Source organism: Desemzia sp. FAM 23990 (assembly GCF_045528485.1).
Classification (GTDB): Bacteria; Bacillota; Bacilli; order Lactobacillales; family Carnobacteriaceae; genus Desemzia.
In genome coordinates, this window is the sequence record NZ_JBGQQW010000014.1 from 47,776 (window position 1) to 69,608 (window position 21,833).

The 21,833-nt window shown below is 37.3% G+C and carries 17 protein-coding genes; 10 read left to right on the forward strand and 7 right to left on the reverse strand.

From position 1 onward, the window contains the following. Positions 1–33: 33 nt before the first annotated feature. The gene (locus ACEN4I_RS07205; protein ID WP_407102588.1) at positions 34–1,221 is read right to left on the reverse strand and encodes a polymer-forming cytoskeletal protein; all 1,188 of its coding nucleotides are present in this window, start codon (positions 1,219–1,221) and stop codon (positions 34–36) included. 836 nt (positions 1,222–2,057) lie between these two features. Here ACEN4I_RS07205 and ACEN4I_RS07210 point away from each other — a divergent pair. After that, positions 2,058–2,552, forward strand: a complete 495-nt coding sequence (locus tag ACEN4I_RS07210; protein WP_407102589.1) for a hypothetical protein — start codon at positions 2,058–2,060, stop codon at positions 2,550–2,552. Positions 2,553–2,585: 33 nt separating this feature from the next. Continuing rightward, the gene (locus tag ACEN4I_RS07215; protein ID WP_407097672.1) at positions 2,586–3,101 is read left to right on the forward strand and encodes a PTS glucose transporter subunit IIA; all 516 of its coding nucleotides are present in this window, start codon (positions 2,586–2,588) and stop codon (positions 3,099–3,101) included. A 61-nt stretch (positions 3,102–3,162) separates the two neighbouring features. Here the strand turns inward: ACEN4I_RS07215 and ACEN4I_RS07220 are convergent, their stop codons facing one another. The 5 genes from ACEN4I_RS07220 to ACEN4I_RS07240 all read right to left on the reverse strand — a co-directional run bounded on the left by ACEN4I_RS07220 (position 3,163) and on the right by ACEN4I_RS07240 (position 9,741). Next, complete coding sequence (locus ACEN4I_RS07220) at positions 3,163–3,786, reverse strand: flavin reductase family protein (protein ID WP_407102590.1); 624 nt, start codon at positions 3,784–3,786, stop codon at positions 3,163–3,165. Positions 3,787–4,251: 465 nt separating this feature from the next. Further along, complete coding sequence (locus tag ACEN4I_RS07225; protein ID WP_407102591.1) at positions 4,252–5,244, reverse strand: ring-cleaving dioxygenase; 993 nt, start codon at positions 5,242–5,244, stop codon at positions 4,252–4,254. A gap of 1 nt (position 5,245) precedes the next feature. Continuing rightward, the gene (locus ACEN4I_RS07230) at positions 5,246–6,148 is read right to left on the reverse strand and encodes a VOC family protein (RefSeq protein ID WP_407102592.1); all 903 of its coding nucleotides are present in this window, start codon (positions 6,146–6,148) and stop codon (positions 5,246–5,248) included. Positions 6,149–6,353: 205 nt separating this feature from the next. Then, a complete protein-coding gene (locus tag ACEN4I_RS07235; RefSeq protein ID WP_407102594.1) occupies positions 6,354–7,388 on the reverse strand; it encodes a lactonase family protein in 1,035 nt (344 codons plus the stop codon). A 244-nt stretch (positions 7,389–7,632) separates the two neighbouring features. After that, complete coding sequence (locus ACEN4I_RS07240) at positions 7,633–9,741, reverse strand: CDP-glycerol glycerophosphotransferase family protein (RefSeq protein WP_407102595.1); 2,109 nt, start codon at positions 9,739–9,741, stop codon at positions 7,633–7,635. A gap of 216 nt (positions 9,742–9,957) precedes the next feature. Between ACEN4I_RS07240 and ACEN4I_RS07245 the strand changes: the two genes are divergently transcribed. From ACEN4I_RS07245 to ACEN4I_RS07265, 5 genes are all read left to right on the forward strand, one after another. Continuing rightward, on the forward strand, positions 9,958–10,323 hold the full coding sequence (locus ACEN4I_RS07245) for a PTS glucitol/sorbitol transporter subunit IIA (RefSeq protein WP_407102596.1): 366 nt from the start codon (positions 9,958–9,960) through the stop codon (positions 10,321–10,323). A 47-nt stretch (positions 10,324–10,370) separates the two neighbouring features. Continuing rightward, positions 10,371–11,591 (forward strand): AI-2E family transporter, encoded by a 1,221-nt coding sequence (locus ACEN4I_RS07250; RefSeq protein ID WP_407102597.1) that lies wholly within the window; start codon positions 10,371–10,373, stop codon positions 11,589–11,591. Positions 11,592–12,060: 469 nt separating this feature from the next. Then, positions 12,061–12,735, forward strand: a complete 675-nt coding sequence (locus tag ACEN4I_RS07255; protein ID WP_407102598.1) for a TetR/AcrR family transcriptional regulator — start codon at positions 12,061–12,063, stop codon at positions 12,733–12,735. After that, a complete protein-coding gene (locus ACEN4I_RS07260) occupies positions 12,707–14,428 on the forward strand; it encodes an ABC transporter ATP-binding protein (protein WP_407096533.1) in 1,722 nt (573 codons plus the stop codon). Before ACEN4I_RS07255 ends, ACEN4I_RS07260 begins: the two co-directional genes overlap by 29 nt. Further along, positions 14,428–16,284, forward strand: a complete 1,857-nt coding sequence (locus ACEN4I_RS07265) for an ABC transporter ATP-binding protein (RefSeq protein ID WP_407102599.1) — start codon at positions 14,428–14,430, stop codon at positions 16,282–16,284. Before ACEN4I_RS07260 ends, ACEN4I_RS07265 begins: the two co-directional genes overlap by 1 nt. A 421-nt stretch (positions 16,285–16,705) precedes the next feature. On the opposite strand, the gene ACEN4I_RS07270 is transcribed toward ACEN4I_RS07265, so the two are convergent. Next, positions 16,706–17,683: a tocopherol cyclase family protein gene (locus ACEN4I_RS07270; protein WP_407102600.1), complete on the reverse strand. Its 978-nt coding sequence runs from the start codon at positions 17,681–17,683 to the stop codon at positions 16,706–16,708. A gap of 255 nt (positions 17,684–17,938) precedes the next feature. On the opposite strand from ACEN4I_RS07270, the gene eis reads away from it, so the two are divergent. From eis to manA, 3 genes are all read left to right on the forward strand, one after another. Next, positions 17,939–19,132, forward strand: a complete 1,194-nt coding sequence (eis, locus tag ACEN4I_RS07275; RefSeq protein WP_407102601.1) for an enhanced intracellular survival protein Eis — start codon at positions 17,939–17,941, stop codon at positions 19,130–19,132. A gap of 58 nt (positions 19,133–19,190) precedes the next feature. Beyond that, positions 19,191–20,228, forward strand: a complete 1,038-nt coding sequence (locus ACEN4I_RS07280; protein ID WP_407096529.1) for a serine hydrolase domain-containing protein — start codon at positions 19,191–19,193, stop codon at positions 20,226–20,228. A gap of 90 nt (positions 20,229–20,318) precedes the next feature. Continuing rightward, entirely contained in the window at positions 20,319–21,278 is a 960-nt protein-coding gene (gene manA, locus ACEN4I_RS07285) for a mannose-6-phosphate isomerase, class I (RefSeq protein WP_407102602.1), read from the forward strand. The last annotated feature ends 555 nt before the right edge of the window (positions 21,279–21,833 follow it).

Genomic DNA, 21,833 nt, shown 5'->3' on the forward strand with positions numbered 1-21,833 from the left:
TTAGTCCAGCTTCAAAAAGGAGCCATTGATTCATTAAAGTTCATTTGACGAAGAGAGTTTACGATTTGAAAGGACCAGGGCACCTAATCCGGTTAAAATAACGATTAACCCGATGATGAAACGGATAAAAGGCACCAATCCAATGAGTTCTAAAAGAAGTACGCCAAGGAGAATAAGCCAAATCTCGTTTTTTAACTTGTGCCATTTGAAAGTATTCACTAACCAAAATCCTATGAAAACAGCTGTAACGATGTGAGAAAGGTACACTAATATGGTGTAAGTGACAATAAGGATGAGTCCGAATGGTATTCCAATAATAGTCCACATAGACAAAATGGCGGCTATAGGAGTTAGGATCATTGTTACTAAGCCGATAGCAATTGTTTTAAGTGGGGCTGTAGAAATGGATTGGATAGAGTGCATCCAGAAATTTGGACGCCATAGTTTGATCATAAACCAGACGATTAAAGTACTGAGGACACTCCAAAGAAACCCAATCAGGATCTTTACTGCTCTTGCCATTGGACGAGTAGAGCGGTTAGACATTGTTTGAGTGGATTCTTCCCAATCAGTCGTTCCATTGATTGTTGCAGTTGAATTTACAACGGCTGCATTAGGGCTTTCATAATGCAGATTTCCATCGATCACTGCAGATGACTGTAAAGTTAATTGTTGGATATCTAAATAAGCATTTCCAGCTACAGATCCATTTAAGGTAAAGCGCTGCCCCCCTCCATATAAGTGACGAGAAATCGTCCCTTCCTGCATTAGCGATGCTGCTGCAACAAAAAGATCTCTTACAATCTGAGCTTGAGAATCTATAATAATGTTTGCGCCCACTAGAAAAACATCCTGTCTGCTTTGAGCGGTGATAGTGATATTTTGACCAGTAGCATAAATATTGCCGGTTACTTCACCATTGATAAAAATAGTTTGAGCTACGACAAATAGCGAACCATTAATCGTTCCATTGATATGGACTTCTTCACCCACAGCAAAGGTCGTCCCTTCTACAGTACCATCAATTTGGACATCATCACCAGAGAAGAAACCAGGACCATCTAATGTTTCACTTTGATCTAATAGTTCAGTTGAATTCCCTGCACCATTCATATTTTGCGCTAACACATGTAAAGAGAAAAAAGGAAGGGTTATAAAAATCAGAGACAGTAGATAAAACAGACGCAAGGAAATCTGGCGAGAATACCTGCTCTTTTTCATGTTACACCTCCAATTGAATCTAACAATTATCGATCGGTTGGTAGTGAGTGATCCTGTTTCCTGTAGGTGGGGTAGTTAAAGAGAAAAAAAGGAATTAAAGAGAGAAAAGACACGGATGCCTGAGCTGTATTTGGGTTGTAAGCCTTACTTTTCACCACTATATTACCACCATTTTAAAAAAAGGAAAAACAACAGGTTTGCATGTTACATCGCCCTCAAAACTTTGCGCAATTACTGACCACGTCATACACATGAAAAAAAATAAATAAAAAATAAGATTACGAATCCTCTCGTCTCTGGTCTGCTAAAAGAAAAATGCGGAGGCGGGCGACATGAACGTGATTTTCCATCTGTTGAGTGAAGGGGAAGACTTCGGTCTTCATTATGAGAAAGAACTGCTTTCTTTGAACTACCCGAAATACTTAGACACGCTTTTTAAGCTGTGACTCGTTTGATACCCGTGATATTTCTAGAGGAATAGGGGTTGCTTGTAGCCATGTAAAGGATGAAATGTGAATTACGGAGCATGGGCGCTTCAGCACTTACGATTCCGTTTGAAGCTTGAAAGTCTGGAGACTACAGGCTCCAGACGGTCCCATGGCTTTCCACAAGCAAACCCGTCCATTCCGGAGGAAAATTCACCCCATAGAACCGCCCCTACTTATTAAGAGAGCGTTTAAAAAAAAGAACACAATTTTTGGGAGCAAGTACTTTTCATGCATATGACGTGATTACTACTGACAAGAAGACATTGATAAGAAACCGGTTTTTTGCTATACTGTATATTGTTGGAAGCACTTAAATACTTAATTTTGAAGAAAACTGGTGAGAGTAAGATGTTTGAAACAAAAGAAGTTGTTCCTGATAAACGAAAGAAATGGCTCTATAATTTATTGATGATCTATTTGATTGCTGGACCAGTAATTTACTTTGGATCTTTGCTGCTGCTCAATATTGGAAGCGGGCAAAGTTATGAAGAACTGCTCAGTGAAAATTTAGGAGTTGCACTTACTATACTGAAGTTAGCCATCAATTTGATTTTAGCTTATGTGTTGTACGCTACACAGATTTCTGAACGTAAAAAAGGTGGAGTCGCAGACAGTGTATTAAAATTGACTATGCCTCAACAGTTCATAACAGGTAATATCATCGGTGTGATTCTCTCTTTTTTAGCTTTCAATGAACTAACCGATAATCCTTTGATCACAGAGGACGAGGTGAGAGCAAAAAAACCTATCAGAGATGAAAATAAAAAAGGCGTAATCATTCTCTTGATTGTACTAAATGTGTTATCATTAGGTATAGCATATGCCAGTTGGCGCATGAGTTAAAATGCATTATAAAAAAAGAAAGCAGGGATTTACATGGGATTATTTGATTTCTTAAAAGGTAAAGATAACAGTTCAAAACAAGAAACGAAAGAAGCAAAAGTTTACGCACCAGTAAATGGAAAATTAATATCCATTGAAGAAGTGGCTGATCCAGTATTCTCACAAAAAATGATGGGAGACGGATTTGCAGTTATCCCAACTGATGGAGATATTTATTCTCCTGTTGACGGTAAAGTAATGAGCGTTTTTCCTACGAAACATGCTGTTGGAATCGCCATGGAAAACGGAGTTGAAGTTCTAGTTCACATGGGATTAGATACAGTGGAATTAGATGGGAAACCATTTACAACTACAGTAACAGAAGGACAAGAAGTAACAAGCAGCACTAAAATTTCTACTGTCGATTTACAAGCCTTAGCAGCTGCAGAGAAAGATAGTGCTATGGTAGTTGTCTTTACGAACATGGATCAAGTAAATGCTTTTGATATGATCGACTCAGGTGCAACAGTTTCTGCATCAGGAGATATCGGTTCTGTAACGGCAAAATAAATCATCTGAATCACAAAAAAAGGAAGGCAGTGAGTTATAAAAACTCATTGTCTTCCTTTTTTTATTGTAATGGGCGCTCTAATTGGAATTCTTCATCTAAAGTAGCGTAATTGCTTCCAGCCAGTCGTGCAACAGGATTCAATTTGTCTGTCAGAATGTAATGATTTGAAGTATCCACTACTGTTTCATCAAAGAAAAAGTCAGTGACGCGAATGATAAATAAGTCAGATATCACTGAACCTTCTTCGTCAGTCACCGGCACATATTGATGCACTTTACCTTCAAAACGGATTTTAGCTTCTTTGATGGCGGGCACACTGACGGTTTTACTATCTATTAATGTTAAATTTGTTCGATTGATTTCACTTTCATGAGGCAACAGCGGAGCAGAAGTTTTATTCATTTCTTCTACCAAGGGCAAATCAACAATGTGGATTACGGCTTCTTTCCGTTGCAGCATGTTGCGCGCCGAATCTTTGATCTCGCCATCTTTTCTTAAAATAGTTACTGTGATCAAAGGCAAATCATTTGATGCAGCACTAAAGAAACTGAATGGCGCAGCATTAACTACCGTTCCGTCCTTGGATAAAGAGGTTACCCAGGCGATAGGACGTGGGATGATACTGCCGCTGATAAACTTGTATTGTTGTTTTTTAGTTAATTCGTCAGAATTGTAATGAATCAAAGTATCACTTCCTTTTCATTTTCATGTGTGAATAGAGAGAGGAGTAAAATTCCTCGCAGATGGAAATACAAAAAATAAATATTCGTCCACTTTACCGTGAAAGAGGACGAATACTTACTGAACTTTTGGTACTGTGGACGGATCTTTCGCTTCAGCAAAAGATTATTTGTTGAAAATAGAATAGACTTTCTGTCGGAGCTAAGCGAGACACTCCACACACTTTAGTAGAACTACAAGGCCTAGCAATTTTGCAAAAAAAGATAAAATTTGATTGGGGTAAAAAGAACCCCATTCAAATTTTCCTATTTTCTTGTCGTGTCTACCAAGCGACCTCCGCATCCTTCAGTCCAGTTGCGTGCCTCAGCTCCTCGGATAAAATCATTCAACTTTCAGAGGACAAAAAGCGTCCTCTAAAAGTTAAATAGATTTTTCTGTCGGAGCTAAGCGAGGCACTCCACTTCCTTTTTAATTAAAGTATTCTTTTTCGAATGTTTTGGTGCTTCTTACTGTGTCGATTGGGCGTACTAGTTTTTCGATTTCTTCGCGGTTGTTTCTGAATTTAGGAGGTAATGCTAATGTTTCTCCTAAAATTTCTAATGATTCTTCATCATCCACGAATCCTGGTTCGTCAGTCGCTAATTCGAATAGAACTCCAGGGTAGATATTTGTATACGTTGATTCAAAGTAGAAGCGGTCTACATAACCTGAATTTGGCAAGTTGAAACTTTGCATACGTTCTGTCCAAGCGTCTAACATGTCGCGGTCTTTTACACGGAAGGCCACGTGATGAACGCTACCGTAACCTTGTTGAGCGCGGGGTAGAATCGTACTTGGTTCTACAATGATTTGAGCGCCATTGCCGCCGAATTCGCCAACTTCAAGCTGGTGGTATTGTCCTTCTTGAGCGATTTCTTTAAAGAACATTACTTTTTCAAGAACTTCTTTCATATAGGTAAAGTTAGAAACTCTAAAGAAGATAGGACCTAACCCGGTAATTCCGTATTCATTTGGAACAGGGCCTTTTTGCCAAGGAGTTCCTGAACCGATTCCGTTGTCGTTTTCATCAGAAATCAATGAATATTGTTGTTCATCAAAATCTTCAAACCATAAAACTTTCACGCCAAACATTTCTTTGATTTCATCGTATTTCACATTGTAATGATCGAAACGTTTTACCCAGTAATCTAAAGCTTCATCGCTGGGGACACGTAAAGATGTGCGGGAAATAGTATCTGTACCTTTAGAGCCTTTTGGAATTCCTGGGAAATCGAAAAAGGTCATATCTGTACCTGCAGTACCTTTATCGTCTGCAAAAAATAAGTGATACGTTTGAATATCGTCTTGATTGACTGTTTTTTTCACTAAACGCATACCTAATACGTTTGTAAAAAATGCATAGTTTTTTTCGGCGCTACTTGTAATAGCTGTGACGTGATGGATGCCATGAAATTGTTCCATGTTAAAATTCCTCCAATTGAGCTTCGATTTCAGCTCGTTTATTTTCTAAAAAGCTTGGTAAAGCTAGTGTTGTTGCTAATGATTCAAGGGATTCATCTATTGTAAATCCTGGTCCTTTAGTGGCGATTTCAATTCTTAGACCATTTGGATCGGTGACATATAAGCTCTTGAAATAGTCTCGATCTAGATACAATTCAATCGGTAAATTCATATCTAAGGCTTTTTGATGTAATGTCTCCAAATCTTCAACGGTGTTTACACTATAAGCAATGTGATCCATTGACCCATGTCCCAAACGCGACTTGTTGGTACTGCTAGAAGCTTCTACAGTTGTTGTGAATTGATTGGAAGGATTATAGACATAATTACATCCGCCTTCTCGTTGTAACCCTAAGAAGGAAGTCAAAAAGTCTAAAGTTGCTTCAGGATTTACTACACGAATCAAAACTTCACTTAATCCGATGATCTGCATTTCTCTAGGGATAGAAGAATGAGAAACAGCATTATCAGCAGTAATCACACTTTCGGATTCTCTCAAGGCAAGAGGCATACCATCCTCATCTTTAAAGAAGAGAGAGGCCTTATCGAATGAGTGCTCAATAGATACTTCATGTTTTGCCAAACGATCTTTCCAGAAGGATAAACTGCCTTTTGGTATGTCTAATGTGATAGTGGAAAAATAATTGTCTTCGTTATAAGCTCTTCCAGAATTCTTAAGTTCAAAAAAGGTTAACTGAGTACCGGGATTAGCGTTGTAATCTCCGTAGAATAAATGTCTCATAGCTGTATTTTGTTGATTAACGGTATTTTTTACAAATCGCAAGCCTAATAAATCTACATAGAATGCATGATTTTTTTTGGATGATTTGGTAATCGCTGAGATATGATGAATGCCAGTAATCAAGATAATTCTCCTTTCAAAAACACAATCGAACTTAACGACAAATGAAGTATAGCATAATCAAAAACATACTTACAATAAATAAGTTTAAATTAGAGATATTCTATTTAGTAATGTTCAAAAAATGTTCATATATTAAAGGGGAATATACAAAGAAAAGAACTAATCAAGCTTTTCAGCAAAATTAGTTCTTTTTAAGGTTATTCCTTTAAGCAAATGTTACGCCAACAACTTCAGGAGCGTAAATGTCTTTTTCAAGCAACGTTAATTTACCAGTTTCGCTGTTTCGTTCAAATAAAGTCAAGTTGTCAGAATCTTGATGTCCGACGACTACGAATTGATTGGTTGGGTCTAAATTAAAATCACGCGGCGTTTTTCCTTCTGTAGGAACATACTCTACGATTTCCAAAGTGCCGTCATTTGGCGACACAGCAAAAACAGCAATAGAATCATGTCCACGATTCGAAGCATACACAAATTTTCCATCGTTAGAAATACGGATAGCTGCTCCCCATTTGAATTCTTCTCGATCTTCAGGAACACTGGAGATTGTTTGAATATGTTCAAAAGACCCATTTGAACTATCGTAATCCAATACGACTACTTCACTGCTCAATTCTCCAAATACATAAGCTTTAGTGCCATCTTGAGAGAAGATGATGTGACGCGGACCAGTACCAGGCTTGGTATGATAGCGGCTGACTTCTGTTAATTCACCTTCGTCACTGATTGAGTAAGTGTAGATCTCATCTGTTCCTAAATCACAAGCAACAACGAATTTTTTATCCGGTGTTAGATCGATAAAATGAGCATGAGGACCATCTTGATTTTCGTGAACACCAGAACCTTCATGCTGAACTCTGTCTGCCAGAGAAATAGAGCCATCTTTGGATGTGCGGTAAACGGATAACGTTCCGTTTCCGTAATGCGCGGCATAAACCAATGAACGTTCTTTATCATATGAAACGTAGCAAGGAGATGCAGTATCGTCAGTAGCAGCGGATACTCTTTCTAGAATACCATCGTTTGCAACTTTGAACATACCGACACCATTTCCGCTATCTTCTCTTAAAATTCCATATAAATATGAATTGTCATCATTTAAAGCAAGATAAGTTGGGTTTCCAGCCTCTGCCAACAACTTCAACTGTCCTAATGTTTTAGTTTCTGTATCTAAGATGATTTCATAGATCCCTTTACTTTCCTTTTTTGTATAAGTACCTAAATAAATGGTTTCTTTCATTGATAATCCTCCTATTAACTTACATTTCACATACAAAATCAGTATAGCATAAAACTAAGAAAACGGAATCAAAAACAGTTTAAGAAATCAGAACGTGGAGAAAACAGTCTGATTTTCGTAGACGACACTTTTCCCATTTAGCTGAGTGTCTTTTTCCACCTGTAATGATCGGTTCTGTAAGCATAATTTCAACAAAATACCCAAAAACTGAAATTTCGATTTCAGTTTTTGGGTATTCTTCGTTTTACTGTAATAATTCAGTGACAGCCTTGAAGATGCGTTCGCTAGAATGTGTATCTGGGTAATACAGCAAAGCATCTGCTTTTTGACGGTTTTTACGAGATTGTTTGAAATCCTGTTCTGCAAGCTGCTGCATCAAATAAAGCAAGCTGTTTTGTGAAGTAGCTATTTCTCCAGGCAATTCATTCAAATAAGCTTGACGCAGAAAAGCCGACTCTGTATTTTTTTTGAACGGTAATTCTGGTTGATAAAATAAGACTGGAATACCAATAAAACTAGCATCAAAAGCGAGTGGATGTTGATCTGTAATAAAGATCCTGCTTGATTTCAATAAGTCCAAGGTATCCATTTGACTTTGCAAAACAACCTCGCAATTCAACTGTTGAAATTTACCCGTAAAATCTTTCATAGCATCTGGCAGTGCGATGACAGGAGTAAGATAGTGTCTGTCAACAAAATCCATAAACTCAGATTGTTGTACTAGAGTAAGCAGAGCTGCAGCTGTTTCGCCTATAAGTTCTTTTTGACCGTATTTTCCAATGGGAAATTCTTGTGGGCAAATCACTACATTAGAAGCTATCTCTAAAGAAGAGCTTTTGCTTAACAATGCGTCAAACCGAGCTAACCCAGTTAATCGAATACTATTTTCTGGATAACCGAGTGTCTGTTGCAAATAGCGTTCCTCTATTTTGGAACTGGCTAAAACTAAGTCTGTTCGGAAATTTTTAGTGCTGTATCCTAAAGTTTCACTGACATCTTCTAGACCAAGGACATTTTTTTGTAAAAGTACTTTTTTAGCACGAATAAAATCTAGCTGCAATGGGCTGCGTGAAGGATACAAGTCATAAGGAGAGTCTGTAAATAATAAGACCTGTGCCGCCAACAATGTGTCAATGTAGGCTTTAGATTTAAATTCTATTAAATGCTCAGCATCGTAAGCATAAGCTTTTTCATAATCTGGAGAGTGGATGTCCAGTACATAGTACACCGCTTGATCAGGATGATTTTCTCTCAGATAGCAGAAGAACGCCCAGCCGTTATTTTTAGCTTGCATTGGTTTTTCACCAATCACCCAAATGTTTTTCTTTTGATTGATTGGCGACTTGACTAATGAGAGCGGCGCTATTTCCTTATAGTAAGCGTAAATATCTTTCTTGTATTTGGTGAAAGCGAAAGATAAGGCTTGCTGAGAGCCTTGGAGTTTTAGTGCCCAGATAAAAGTAGTTCTGCCATAAGAGATGGCGAGATCTTTGTAAATATTTTTAGGAAGAGTGACGCCTTGAGTGGTCAGCGGAATGCTCACTGGGCTGTAAAGACCGTTTAGATACAACTCAAGATAAAGATCGAAGTCTTCATCGTCAAATTTTTCAATCAACAGCTTTCGTACAAAAGTTTGCATATTTAGAGAAAAAGAGTACTGGTAATGATTTAAATGAGTGCTTTTTTCTTGTTTTTCTAAAGTGTGATTAGTTGAAAAGGGGTATTCTTTCCCAGAACGTTTTCCAACTAAAACAACACCTACCTGATTGAGCGTAAAAGCTTTTAAAGCCAGCTTTCCAGTAACAGCAAATTCTGTTTTAGCTAATTTGATGATGTCCAATTCATGATGAGCAAAATATTGACTGCTCGGAACAGGGATATTTAATGCGATGCTAAAGACTTCATCTGTTTCTGTGAAGTACGGAATAAAGACTTGTTTTCGATAGATCGTTTGGCTTAGTCCAAAAGCATCAAATTGATCAAAAAGGGACAAAGCTAAAGGAAAGTCTTGTTCAAATCTTTCTTCGTCAACTTTCCAGCTTAAGGTAAAATAAAAACGAATAGTTTCATTCATAGCTGATTCACTGACCGGAGCCAATAGTTCTGCTAAGGGAAGCAGCAGACGATAAGTATTCTGTTGGGTTTTTGTTGCTTCATATACAACTGTTTTATCAGACGAATTGTAATGAGCGGAAAAATTTTCAAATGCATAGGTTAATTTATTCGAAAGAGACATAGTAATTTCATAAGCTTCTTCTTCTGTACGAACAGAAAAAGTAGGGTGTTTGATGTTTTGAAAAATCGGTAAATTTTTGGATTGGTTTGTTTCGTGCTGCGGATTATCTTGAGACATCTTTATACCTCCAGTAACTCAAATATTCTTCACTTTATCATACCAGTCTAGATTAATAGTTACAAACGGATTCATGCAAGTTTAAGGGTTAAATTTGAAAGAATAAAGATTTATACAGAAATTAAAAAAATAATACAGCTTCTTTAGTAAAGAAGTTGGTAATATGCTAAAATTGAACTATCAATATAGTAGATGGAAAGCGAAAGGATGAAGTGTATGTTAGTAACTAAAATTACCGCTATTGGTGAAAGTGCCATCAGTCAAAAAGATCCGCTGATTATTTTATTTGGGGAGCAGGCAACGGAGGAATTACGGAAAGTATCTGTGATTCAAAGTGCTATTTCTAACGAACAACCTGTTTCATTAAAACCAGAAGGAAAGATCTTATTTGGAGATCAGGAATATACGATCTTGTATGTTGGTACTTTGGCGAATGAGAATTTAAATTCAATTGGGCATGTTACATTAAATTTTGCTCAACCACCTGAAGCAAAAGAAAATCGTATTGAGAATGGAGTATATCTAAGTCCTTTTGAACTGCCCGAATTAATCATTGGGTCAGAGATCACTTACGTTGAATAGAATACAGTCAAAAATTTAGAAGTTGAGCTAGAGAGGATGATTGACTGTTGAAAAGAGAACCTAATATAGAAAATAATAAGGTTACGGTGAATTGGTTTAAGAGATGGTTTTTAAGCAACAAAGTAGTCGCTATTTTATTGGTCCTTTTATTGATTTTAATAAATATATTTGTTTTTAGTAAAGTTTCTTATGTGCTGGATCCGCTAAAAGGATTTCTTGAGATTGTGGGATTGCCGGTAATTTTTTCGGTGATTTTGTATTACTTATTAAATCCAGTGATTGATTGGCTGGAGGCTAAAAAAATCCCTCGTGTTTATGGCATTACCATTGTTTTCTTGGTTATCTTAGGATTGCTCATATGGGGAGTCACTACCCTCATTCCTCTGATTCGAAATCAGCTGTCTAGTTTAGTAACCAATTGGCCAGACTATTGGAACAACATCACTCTGCAAATAGAAGGGCTGATTCGAAGTGAAGAATTCTCACAAATTCAGAATCAATTCCAAGAGTTTAACGAGAATCTTATGAATACCTTATCTGCACAAGCAAACGTGGTATTGGATTCCACCTTCTCAGGGATAGGCAGTGTTGTAGGGACTATCACAAGTATTGTCATTGCTATTTTTACGATGCCGTTTATTCTATTTTATCTCTTAAAAGATGGAAAAAAAATCCCTGTGTATTTATTGAAATTTGTACCTACAAAAATTCGGACCAAAACGTACCGGGTGATGACTGAAATGAACCTTCAAATCAGCCAGTATGTTAGGGGCCAGCTGCTGGTAGCTCTATGTGTCAGCATTATGTTCTGGGCAGGGTTTGCTATTATTGGTTTGGAGTTCGCAGCTACTTTGGGAATCATAGCCGGATTTTTAAACATCATACCTTATTTAGGATCGTTCGTAGCTACAGTACCGGCTTTAGTAGTAGCTTTAGTGGATTCTCCCAGCATGTTGGTAAAAGTACTGATTGTTTTTGCGATTGAACAGATTATTGAAGGACGTGTAATCTCACCGCAAATTTTGGGTTCTAATCTAAAGATGCACCCGATCACAATCATTTTTGTTCTGTTGACCGGGGGGAAATTATTCGGAGTTGTAGGTGTTTTATTTGGTATTCCAGGTTATGCGATTTTGAAAATTATTGTGGTCCATATTTTTCAGTGGTACCATGATTACTCCAGTTTATACGAAAATGAAGACAGTTATCGTCCTGCAGATATTATCCGACGGGAAACGATTCAAAATAAGGAAACTGAAGAATCCTAATAAAAAAATGTTCTTCATTTTCTAACATGGGTAAAGAAACTTCCTCCGGCCTAGGGGGTTGCTTATGGAACACCTTGAGCCGAAACCCACGTCTCAAGGCTTGCGAGCGTTGCCGAAGCCGTTGGAGTGATAACGACGTACGGATATGGTATGCGTAGCGGAGAACAAACTCCGAGTAAAAGCTTCAGCTTTTACTCGGGATTAATTCCCATTGCATCCTTATTCATGGTTATAAGCAACCCCATACTCCTATAGAAATTTCTGAGAATGTGTTTCTAATAGGGTAAGAGTTAAAAAGAAGTATATTTTTTACTTACCAATGTCTAATAGCGTAGAACCAAAAAAATTATGTAAACACGCATCGTAAAAGGTGCGTGCTTTTTTATTGCAACGTGACAAGTTGTCATATATAATGGTTGGATGCTGTATGAGAGTAGGATAAGAATATAGGAAGAAAGGAGCTTTTGATGTGCCTACTAAAACATTTTTTAATCTAAGCGATGAAAAAAGAGAGCGACTGATAGTTGCTGCAACGAAAGAATTTTCAGAAAAATCGTTGAATGAAGCTTCTATTAATACGATTATCAAAAACGCCGCCATTTCTAGAGGAAGTTTTTATCAATACTTTGAAAACAAAGAAGATTTGTATTTTTATATTGTGAAAACAATCGAGTCTGATACGAAAGAACTTTTGAAAAGAGAGTTTGAAAAAGCGGACGGTGATTTGTTTATTGGTTTTCGTAATTATTTTCCGCAATTATTGACCAGAATGATGGAAGAATCACATACAAATTTTTACAAACAGTTATTTTTGCATATGGATTATCGGGCGACCAAAGAAGTGGCTCCAGAAGACTTCTCTAGTAGTGAAGAAGATTTCACAGAAACAAACCAAAGCATTTGTAGTCTGATAAACACGGATCTATTACACGTTGATTCGATACAAGAATTAAACAAGTTACTGCGCTTGGTTCTTTCGATCATGATGCACGAAATCATAGAAGGATTTGCAAGAGACTATTCGCAAGAAAAAATCAGAATCAATTTTTGCCAAAAATTAAACTGGCTGGAATTTGGAGCTAAAAAGCCAAAAACGGATGCGGAGGAAATAAACAGTGTTAAAATTAGCCAAAAAAATGAATAAATGGTCAATAGCTGCTGCTGTAGTTTTTATGATCATCCAAGTTTTAGGAGATTTAATTCTTCCAACTTTAACGGCAGATATTATTGACAACGGAGTAGCCAATGGAGACGTTGATTATATTCTGAATGTTGGATTAAAAATGATCTTTATGTCGCTTATCGCTATTGCGGGTGCTGTAGCCAATGTTTTTGTAGCTGCTAGAGAATCACAAGGATTAGGTAAAAAAATACGAAATGAGGTATTTCGTAAAGTAACTCATTTCTCAAATGATGAACTGGATGAAGTGGGAACGGCTTCTTTGATTACCAGAACCACGAATGACGTTGTTCAGGTACAAATGGTTGTTCTGATGATGTTGCGGTTGATGATTATGGCTCCTATTATGATGGTTGGAGCAGGATTTTTTGCGTTCACTCGTGAGCCGCAATTAGCGAGAGCCTTTTTGATTTCAATCCCTTTACTAGCTGTTTTGATTGCGGTTATCATGCATTTTGCAGTGCCTTACTTCAAATCTATGCAACGAAAAACAGATAAATTAAACTTGGTTTTTCGAGAAGGTTTAACAGGCGTTCGTGTTGTTAGAGCGTTTAGAAAAGACAAGCATGAGCAAAACCGATTTGATGAAGCCAATAAAGATTATGCAGATACAGCTATTAAAGCCTTTACTTACATGGCTTTTTTAATGCCTGCAATGACCGTGGTTGTCAGTATTACCAATATTATGATCATATGGTTTGGTGGAGATTTAATCAGTACTGGACAAATGGAAGTTGGAAATTTGGTTACATTTATGACCTATGCTATGCAGATTTTGATCAGTGTGATGCAAGTGGCTTTTATCTTCATGTTTATTCCTCGTGGGCAAGTTTCGGCAGCTCGGATCAATGAAGTATTGGAATTAAAAAGTACGATAAAAGATCCATCTGCAGCTAAATCAGTTGCTGAACAAAAAGAAATTTCATTTGAATTTGATCATGTCAGTTTCCGTTACACTGGGGCTGAAAAATCAGCTTTAGAAGACATTGATTTTAAAGTTGAAAAAGGCGAGACCATTGCGATTATCGGAGGTACGGGTTCAGGTAAATCTACTTTGGCTAATTTGATCCCTCGTTTTTACGATGTGGAATCTGGAAGTATAAAAATCAACGGTACAGATATTAGAGATTTCACCCAACATGATCTGCGGACGTTGATGGGGTATGCCCCTCAAAAGGCAGTGCTGTTCACTGGTACTATCCGTGAAAATATGCAGTACGGAAAACCAGAGGCTACGGATGAAGAAATATGGCATGCCTTGGAGATCGCCCAAGCAAAAGATTTTGTGGGAAAAATGCCCAAAGGATTGGATGCACAGGTTGAACAAGGTGGAGGAAACTTCTCGGGAGGTCAACGTCAACGGTTGAGTATTGCTCGCGCACTAGTTTCTAAAGCAGATATTTTATTGTTCGATGATTCTTTCTCTGCATTAGATTTTAAAACAGATGCCGTTTTAAGAGCTGCACTTAAAAAAGAAACCATTGAATCAGTAGTGATCATTATAGCGCAACGAATCAGCAGTGTTGTTGATGCGGACCTTATTATTGTTCTGGATGAAGGGAAAATGGTTGGCAAAGGAACCCATGAACAATTAAAAGAAACGAACCCAACCTATCAAGAAATTATGGAATCTCAAATGAGGGGAGAAGATATATAATGGAAAACAGCAAGAGCAACAAAGAACGATTGAATCCCAGAAAAGCGAAGCATTTCTGGGGAACCTTGAGACGTTTAACGACTTATATGTCTACTCGTATTTGGGGAGTGATACTAGTACTCGTCTTAACTATTGCAGCGACTATTTTTACCACTCTGACGCCTAAAATTTTAGGTCAAGCCACCACTGAGATATTCAGAGGTTACCAAGAGGGGATGGCTCTAAGAGCTGCTGGTCAGATGGTTGATGTATTGCCGATTGATTTTGAATTGATTATGCAAATTCTGTTGACCGTTTTTGTCTTGTATATATCTGCCGGGCTGTTCAGATATTTCCAACAATTCACTATGGCTCGTATTGGCCAACGAACGGTATATGATTTGCGAAAAGATTTAAAAGCCAAAATGAGTCGTATGCCGATCAGTTACTATGATACACATTCAAATGGAGATATCATGTCTCGGGCTGTAAACGATATGGACCAAATTGCCAATACTTTACAACAATCGCTGACTCAATTCGTTCAAAGTATTGTTCAATTTGTAGCTGTACTCGTCATGATGTTGAGTATCAGTCTACAGTTGACTATTGTCTCCTTTATTATCGTAGTATTGAGTGCTGTTTTTGTGTCGGTCATTGCACCGAGAGCCCAAAAAATGTTTGCTAAACAACAAAAAGAATTGGGTATTTTAAATGATCAAGTAGAAGAGATTTATTCAGGACATGCGGTTGTAAAAATTTACAATCATGAAGAATCGGAAATTGAAAAATTTGAAAAGCAAAATGAGTCTTACTATGAGGCCTCTTGGAAAGCTCAATTTTTAACGGGACTTATGATGCCGTTGATTTCATTTGCTCGTAATATCGGGTATTTGGCTGTAGCGGTACTAGGTGGGATCAATGTCGCGAATGGGACGATGACATTAGGTAATGTTCAAGCTTTCTTACAATACGTGAACCAATTCTCACAGCCGATGAGAGATATCGCTAATTTATCGAACACTATTCAAGCGACAGTTGCTTCTGCTGAACGTGTTTTTGAGGTGCTAGATGAACCGGAAATGGATTTGGAACACTCTAATATTAAACCGTTGCAAGATTCTCCTTACAAAATCCAATTTGAGCATGTTCAGTTTGGTTATGGTGGTCCTAATGAGCCATTATTGATGAATGACTTTAACTTAGACGTTAAAGAAGGCGAAATGATAGCCGTTGTGGGTCCTACAGGTGCAGGCAAATCAACATTGATTAATTTGTTGGAGCGTTTTTATGATATCAAAGGCGGAAGCATCAAGTTAAATGGTGTAGATACGAGAGATATTACAAGAGAAGAATTGCGTTCGCATTTTGCGATGGTTCTTCAAGATACTTGGTTGTTTAATGGGACTATTTTGGAAAATCTTCGATATGGTAGTGAAGAATATGCCGATTCTGAGGAAAAGATATTTGAAGCAGCAAAAGCAGCTCACGTAGATGATTTTGTACGTAAGCTGCCTCATGGATACGACACGATTTTGAATGAAGAAGCCAGTAATATCTCTCAAGGCCAACGTCAGTTGATCACTATCGCACGCGCATTTTTTGCAGATCCTGAAATTTTGATTCTTGATGAAGCTACTTCCAGTGTCGATACACGTACGGAAGTTTTGATCCAACGTGCAATGGCAAAACTGCTGAAAGGAAGAACCAGTTTTGTAATCGCTCATCGATTGTCTACAATTCGTGATGCCGATAAAATCATCGTCATGGATCAAGGTGACGTGATCGAAACAGGAAATCATGATGAATTGATGGAAAAAAATGGATTTTACGCTGATCTTTACAATGCACAGTTTGCAAACTCTGCACCAGCTTAAGCTATAAGATAAGGCTCTTCCTCTTCTAACGTTGGTAAAGAAATTTCCTCCGGCCTATGGGTTGCTTATGGAACGCCATGGGAACGCCTTGATCCAAAAACCGCGTTTCAAGACTTACAAGCGTTGCCGAAGCCGTTGGAGCGCTAGCGACGTACGGATATGGTATGCGCAGCACAGCGGAGAACAAACTCCGAGTAAAAGTTGAAGCTTAACTCGAGATAATTCTTATTGCATCCTTTTCATGGCTATAAGCATCCCCATATTCCTCCAGAAATTTTTAGAACTGAGTTTCTAATAGAGTTAGAATTAAAAAGAAGTGTATTTTCTACTTACCAACGTCAAATGTTGTAGAACCTAAGATAAACTAAACAAAAACAAGAGCTTAGTCGTTTTTTTGGCTAAGCTCTTGTTTTTGTTTTACCTACTTTTCCATCTTGTATCCGACTATTTCCATACCACACATTTTTCCTTGGTCTTCATAAGTTTGTTGAGTGTGAAAATCTTCTAATTTAATGTAAATAGAATTAGAAAAACCTTCTTTGATTGGAAGAGACATTGATCCTTTTTTGGGGGCGATTAGTTCACCAAATTGAGAAGGTTGAGCGCTAATAGTCAGCCGAGCATGAGTATTCTCCAAAACAATTTTAATTTTTTGAGAAGTTAACTGCTCGATGGACATTTTGCTTCTATTATAAGTGGCAAACCTATATTCCCTTTGATGAACCAGTAGATTACAAATAAAACCTTCGAAAACAGCCTTCATAAATGGGATATCTGCTACAGAGAAAAACAAACTAGTTTCTGTATTTGTAAAGGTATTGCTTTGAAGCCAGAGATATTGTTTAGGAAAAGAAGTTCCCCAATCTTTTTCTATATATCCTGTCCCTTCTGTAAAATCAATTAAACGGTGATTGATTTTGACATAACCGCTTAAATGGTGCTTCATACTAATAACTCCATGATAACATTCCATAAATGGAACATAAGAGAATGGACCCATAATAGTTGGATTTAAGGTGGATTTCTTAATAGGGTATAAATGAGCTAACCTAAAAGACCCTTTGATGGTCAGTCCTTCTTTTTTTAACAATACAGAAACATTGTCTTCGCTAAAAGTATTGGGACCGATTTGAACTTGAAATGGTTTATCTCGAGAAATAAATTGATCAAGAGGGTAACGAAAATAGTCTGTTTTTATAAGAGGATGATTCTCTTTATCTTTTGTCACTGAAATGTATTGAACAAAACAATGTTTGTCATTATCATTTAAACTGATACCTGGAATAAAACTGATTAGTTCATTTTCGTCTTTAGTGACTTGTTTAAAATACCAGCCTTCAAAGTAGTGCTTTTTGTCTAAATTTCCTTGAAATAAAATAGGATTCATTGTTTTAAACATCTATACACCTCCAAACCATTGTCAATAGAAGACAACGTGACTTTTATTTAGTATAGCGTTTATTCCACTAAAAAGTCGATTTGAAAGCTCAGAGAGTCAGATGCAGGGTTAAACGAAATTAATTTATTTTCTCTCATTTAATATTGACTCAGACATGAATATCTTAAGGAAACTAAAGGCTTCTGGTTACCAAAATTCTTGCAAATTATGCTACGATAATAGATGATGAAATAAACTGAAGAGAGGTGCAAAGAGATGAGCAATGTAAAAAGACTTACCCAAGAAAATTTTGAAGAAGCCTACGATTTGGCTGCGTATGCATTTAATTTTGATTCAGACAGTACTTCGAAAGAAAAATTTCGTTCTTTTTTTGATACAGCGGATACATTTGGGACTTTTCACGATGAAGAGTTAAGCAGTCAACTGCAGGTTCTGCCTTTGGAAATTTATCTTCATGGAGCAGTCTTGTCTATGGGCGGAATTGGTTTTGTTTCCAGCTATCCTGAGACAAGAGGGATGGGAAGTATCAAAAAACTATTTGTAGAAGTTTTAAATGACATGAAGACTAAAGGGATGGTTCTCTCTTATCTTGATCCTTTTTCATACCCTTTTTATCGAAAGTTTGGTTACGAGGTCGCTTTCAATGAAGTCAGATATGAAATAGCTGCTGCAAACTTGCCTAGAACAGAAACGTATGAAGGCAGTGTCACACGAGCAAAATGGAATACAGCTAAAGAACAACTGAAAAAAATATACCAAGATAAATGTGCTGAAACGATTGGACCAATCAAACGATCAGACTGGAGTTGGGAGCGTAAAGTTGAACAGCATAAAATGCAAAAAATAGCTTTTTATGAAGATGCTGCCAATCAGCCAAAAGGGTATGTCATCTACCATTTTAATACAGCAGAACAGAATCAATTTGTTATTGATGAAATGATTTATTTAGATCAAGAAGCATTTGTTGGATTATGGCAGTTCATAGGCTCACATCAAACATCGTTTGAAAAATTTGTTTACCTAGCGGGTGAAGAGGAATATATTGCGGATATGTTCCCTGAGTTAACAATTAAAAAAGAAGTAAAACCCTTTATGATGGCTCGCATAATCAACATTGAATCCTTTTTGCTGCAATATCCTTTTAAAGAAAAAGCCCAAACCACTCTTTATTTGAGAGTGAAGGACGAAGTGGCCGATTGGAATCAGGGATTGTGGAAAGTGGAACTGAGAACTACCGGACGAAAAGTCACTAAGATGAGGGATGAAAAAAAAGTGAAAGATTCAGATATTTTAACAGCATCTATTCAAACATGGACACAACTCTTTATGAATTCTCGAACTATGGAAGGACTTCACTTTCATCAGAGAATAACTGGGAGTATTCCAGCTGCTGTTGATTTAGCCAACAGAATTCCAAACGGTACTCCTCAATTATATGATCACTTTTGACGATCAATTCAGGTGAGTTAGCTGATGTAAATCAGACAATAAAGAAGGTGGAAAAGAATTGTATCCTGAAACAAGAAAAATAATCCAGAAATTAAGAGAAGAAAAAATCATTCCTGGAACAAGTTACGGTTTTATAGAAGGGGAAAAACAGTATCGTTATAGAGAAGGATATGCTGCTGTTTATCCAGATAAAGAAGCCATTCAAGAAAATCAATTATATGATGTAGCTTCTTTGACAAAAGTCATGATGACGACAACGGTTATTTTACAATTGATCGAAGAAGGTAAAGTGAGACTTGATGAGGCAGTGCAAACTTATCTGCCTGATTTTTCTTCTCCTAAAGTAACGATCAGACACCTTTTGACGCATACCTCAGCCATCAAAGGCTATATTCCAAATCGCGATGCTTTAGCTGAAGAAGAACTGAAAAATTCTATTTTACAGCTTCCGGTTGAGGACACGATTGGAAAACAAGTAGTCTATACCGATACCGGAATGATTTTATTGGGCTTTTTGATTGAAGAGGTTGAAGGAGAAATGTTAACCAAGGTATTTGAAAAAAGAGTTCTCCAACCTTTAAACTTAATGGATTCATCCTTCCATCCTAATCATCCAAGACGTTGTGCTCCTACCGAGATTCATCCAAAGCGTGGTTTGATTCGCGGCGAAGTTCATGATCCGAAAGCTTATGTGCTAGGTGATCATTGTGGGAGTGCAGGACTATTTTCTTCATTAAATGATTGTTTGAAATTTGCTCAAATGATCTTGAATAAAGGCGAATTAGACGGTGTAAGGATTTTACAACAACAAACAGTGGAGAAATTAATGAAAGATTGGACGCCAACAGGTGATTTGAAACGCTCGCTTGGGTGGAATTTAAAAGGGCTAGAGGAGCGTCCTGTTTTATTTCATACGGGATTTACAGGAACGTTTATGCTGTTGGACGTTTATCAAAATAAAGCATTTATCTTTTTATCCAATCGAGTTCATCCTAAAAGTGATACACCGGTTTATTTAAAGAAAAGGGACGAAGTAGTAAATAGTTATTTGCTTGAAAGGAATAAAGTGACAGCAACAGAAGAAGCACCTTTTTGAAACGGTTGCATTGTGTTAAAATAGGAAAGAATAATATAAATAAAAATAACTAAGAATAGTTAAATCAGGATACAAGTAGGAGGAAAAAACGTGATTGAACCATTGTTTTTAGAAGCTGTTATGCAAGAAAAAATTTGGGGTGGATCAAAGCTGAAAGAAGAATTCGGCTATGACATTCCTAGTGATAAAGTAGGAGAATGTTGGGCAATCAGTGCCCACCCAAATGGACCTAGTACCGTGATCAATGGACCTTATAAAGGGTTGAAATTAAATGAAGTGTGGGAACAACATCGAGAAGTGTTCGGAAACGCAGACGGAGAAGTTTTTCCTTTATTGACTAAAATTTTAGACGCTGCTGATGATTTATCTGTCCAAGTTCATCCGGACGATGCTTACGGACTGGAGCACGAAGGGGAATTAGGAAAAACGGAATGCTGGTATGTCATTGATGCTGAAGAAGGTTCAGAAATCATTTATGGTCACCATGCAACCTCAAAAGAAGAACTGAAAGAGATGATCAATAATGGAGAATGGGACAAATTATTGAACCGAGTATCGGTTAAGAAAGGCGACTTTTTCTTTGTCCCAAGCGGCACGATTCATGCTATTGGCGGAGGGATCATGATTCTTGAAACTCAACAATCCAGCGACACCACTTATCGTGTCTATGACTACGATCGTAAAGGTGACGATGGGAAACCAAGAGAGCTTCATTTGAAGCAGTCGGTGGATGTAACAACAGTGCCTAGTATTGACCCTAACTCATCACCTGAAACAGAAACTTATCAAAATGTGAACATCACTACATTTGTAAAAAATGATTTCTTCAATGTGTATGAATGGGAAACCAACGGAGTAGCTACCTTTGAACATACAGCTCCTTATACTTTAGTTAGTGTGCTTGATGGAGAAGGCGAACTGATCATAGATGACTCCAAACTGTACGAACTAAAAAAAGGGATGCACTTTATCCTTCCAAATGACCTAAAAGCATGGTCAATAGATGGAACTTTACAAATCATAGCCTCAACGCCAGGAGAAAAAATATAAGCATGCAACTGAACTAAGCATGTGGAGTGCCTCGTTCAGCTCTGACAGAAACATATATGATTAAAGACAAAAGGCAAGCAAAAACCTGTTTATGGGTATTTGCTTGCCTTTTGAGTTATTCTACTGTGACTAGTAAGTAATAAGTTTTTCCATCTAATAAAGCGTAGACTTGGTGTTCGAATACGATTCATCATTCAGTTGGGCTTAATGATGATAAGAGACGTTTCTTTATCAAACAGGTTAGACATGTGATATTGTTAGCACCTCATATTCCTACAGGAGTATCTATAAGGTCTAGAATTAAAAGACAGTTATTTTTTACCTATCAACAGCAAAAAAATGCGGAAACAGTAAAAGTATTTTGTTTTAAATCGGTTGTTGATACTACATTTTGCTGCAGCAGATAATTGTCTTTTCCATATCCTGCCTGTCAAGCGAAAGTTAAAATGTCCTAAAACCAAGGCTCACATTAATGCAAGCTTTTACTTCGCAAAAGCTTGCATTAATGTGACCGAATTTGTTAAAATTAGTCTTAAGCTGTTTGTTCAGCTTCGT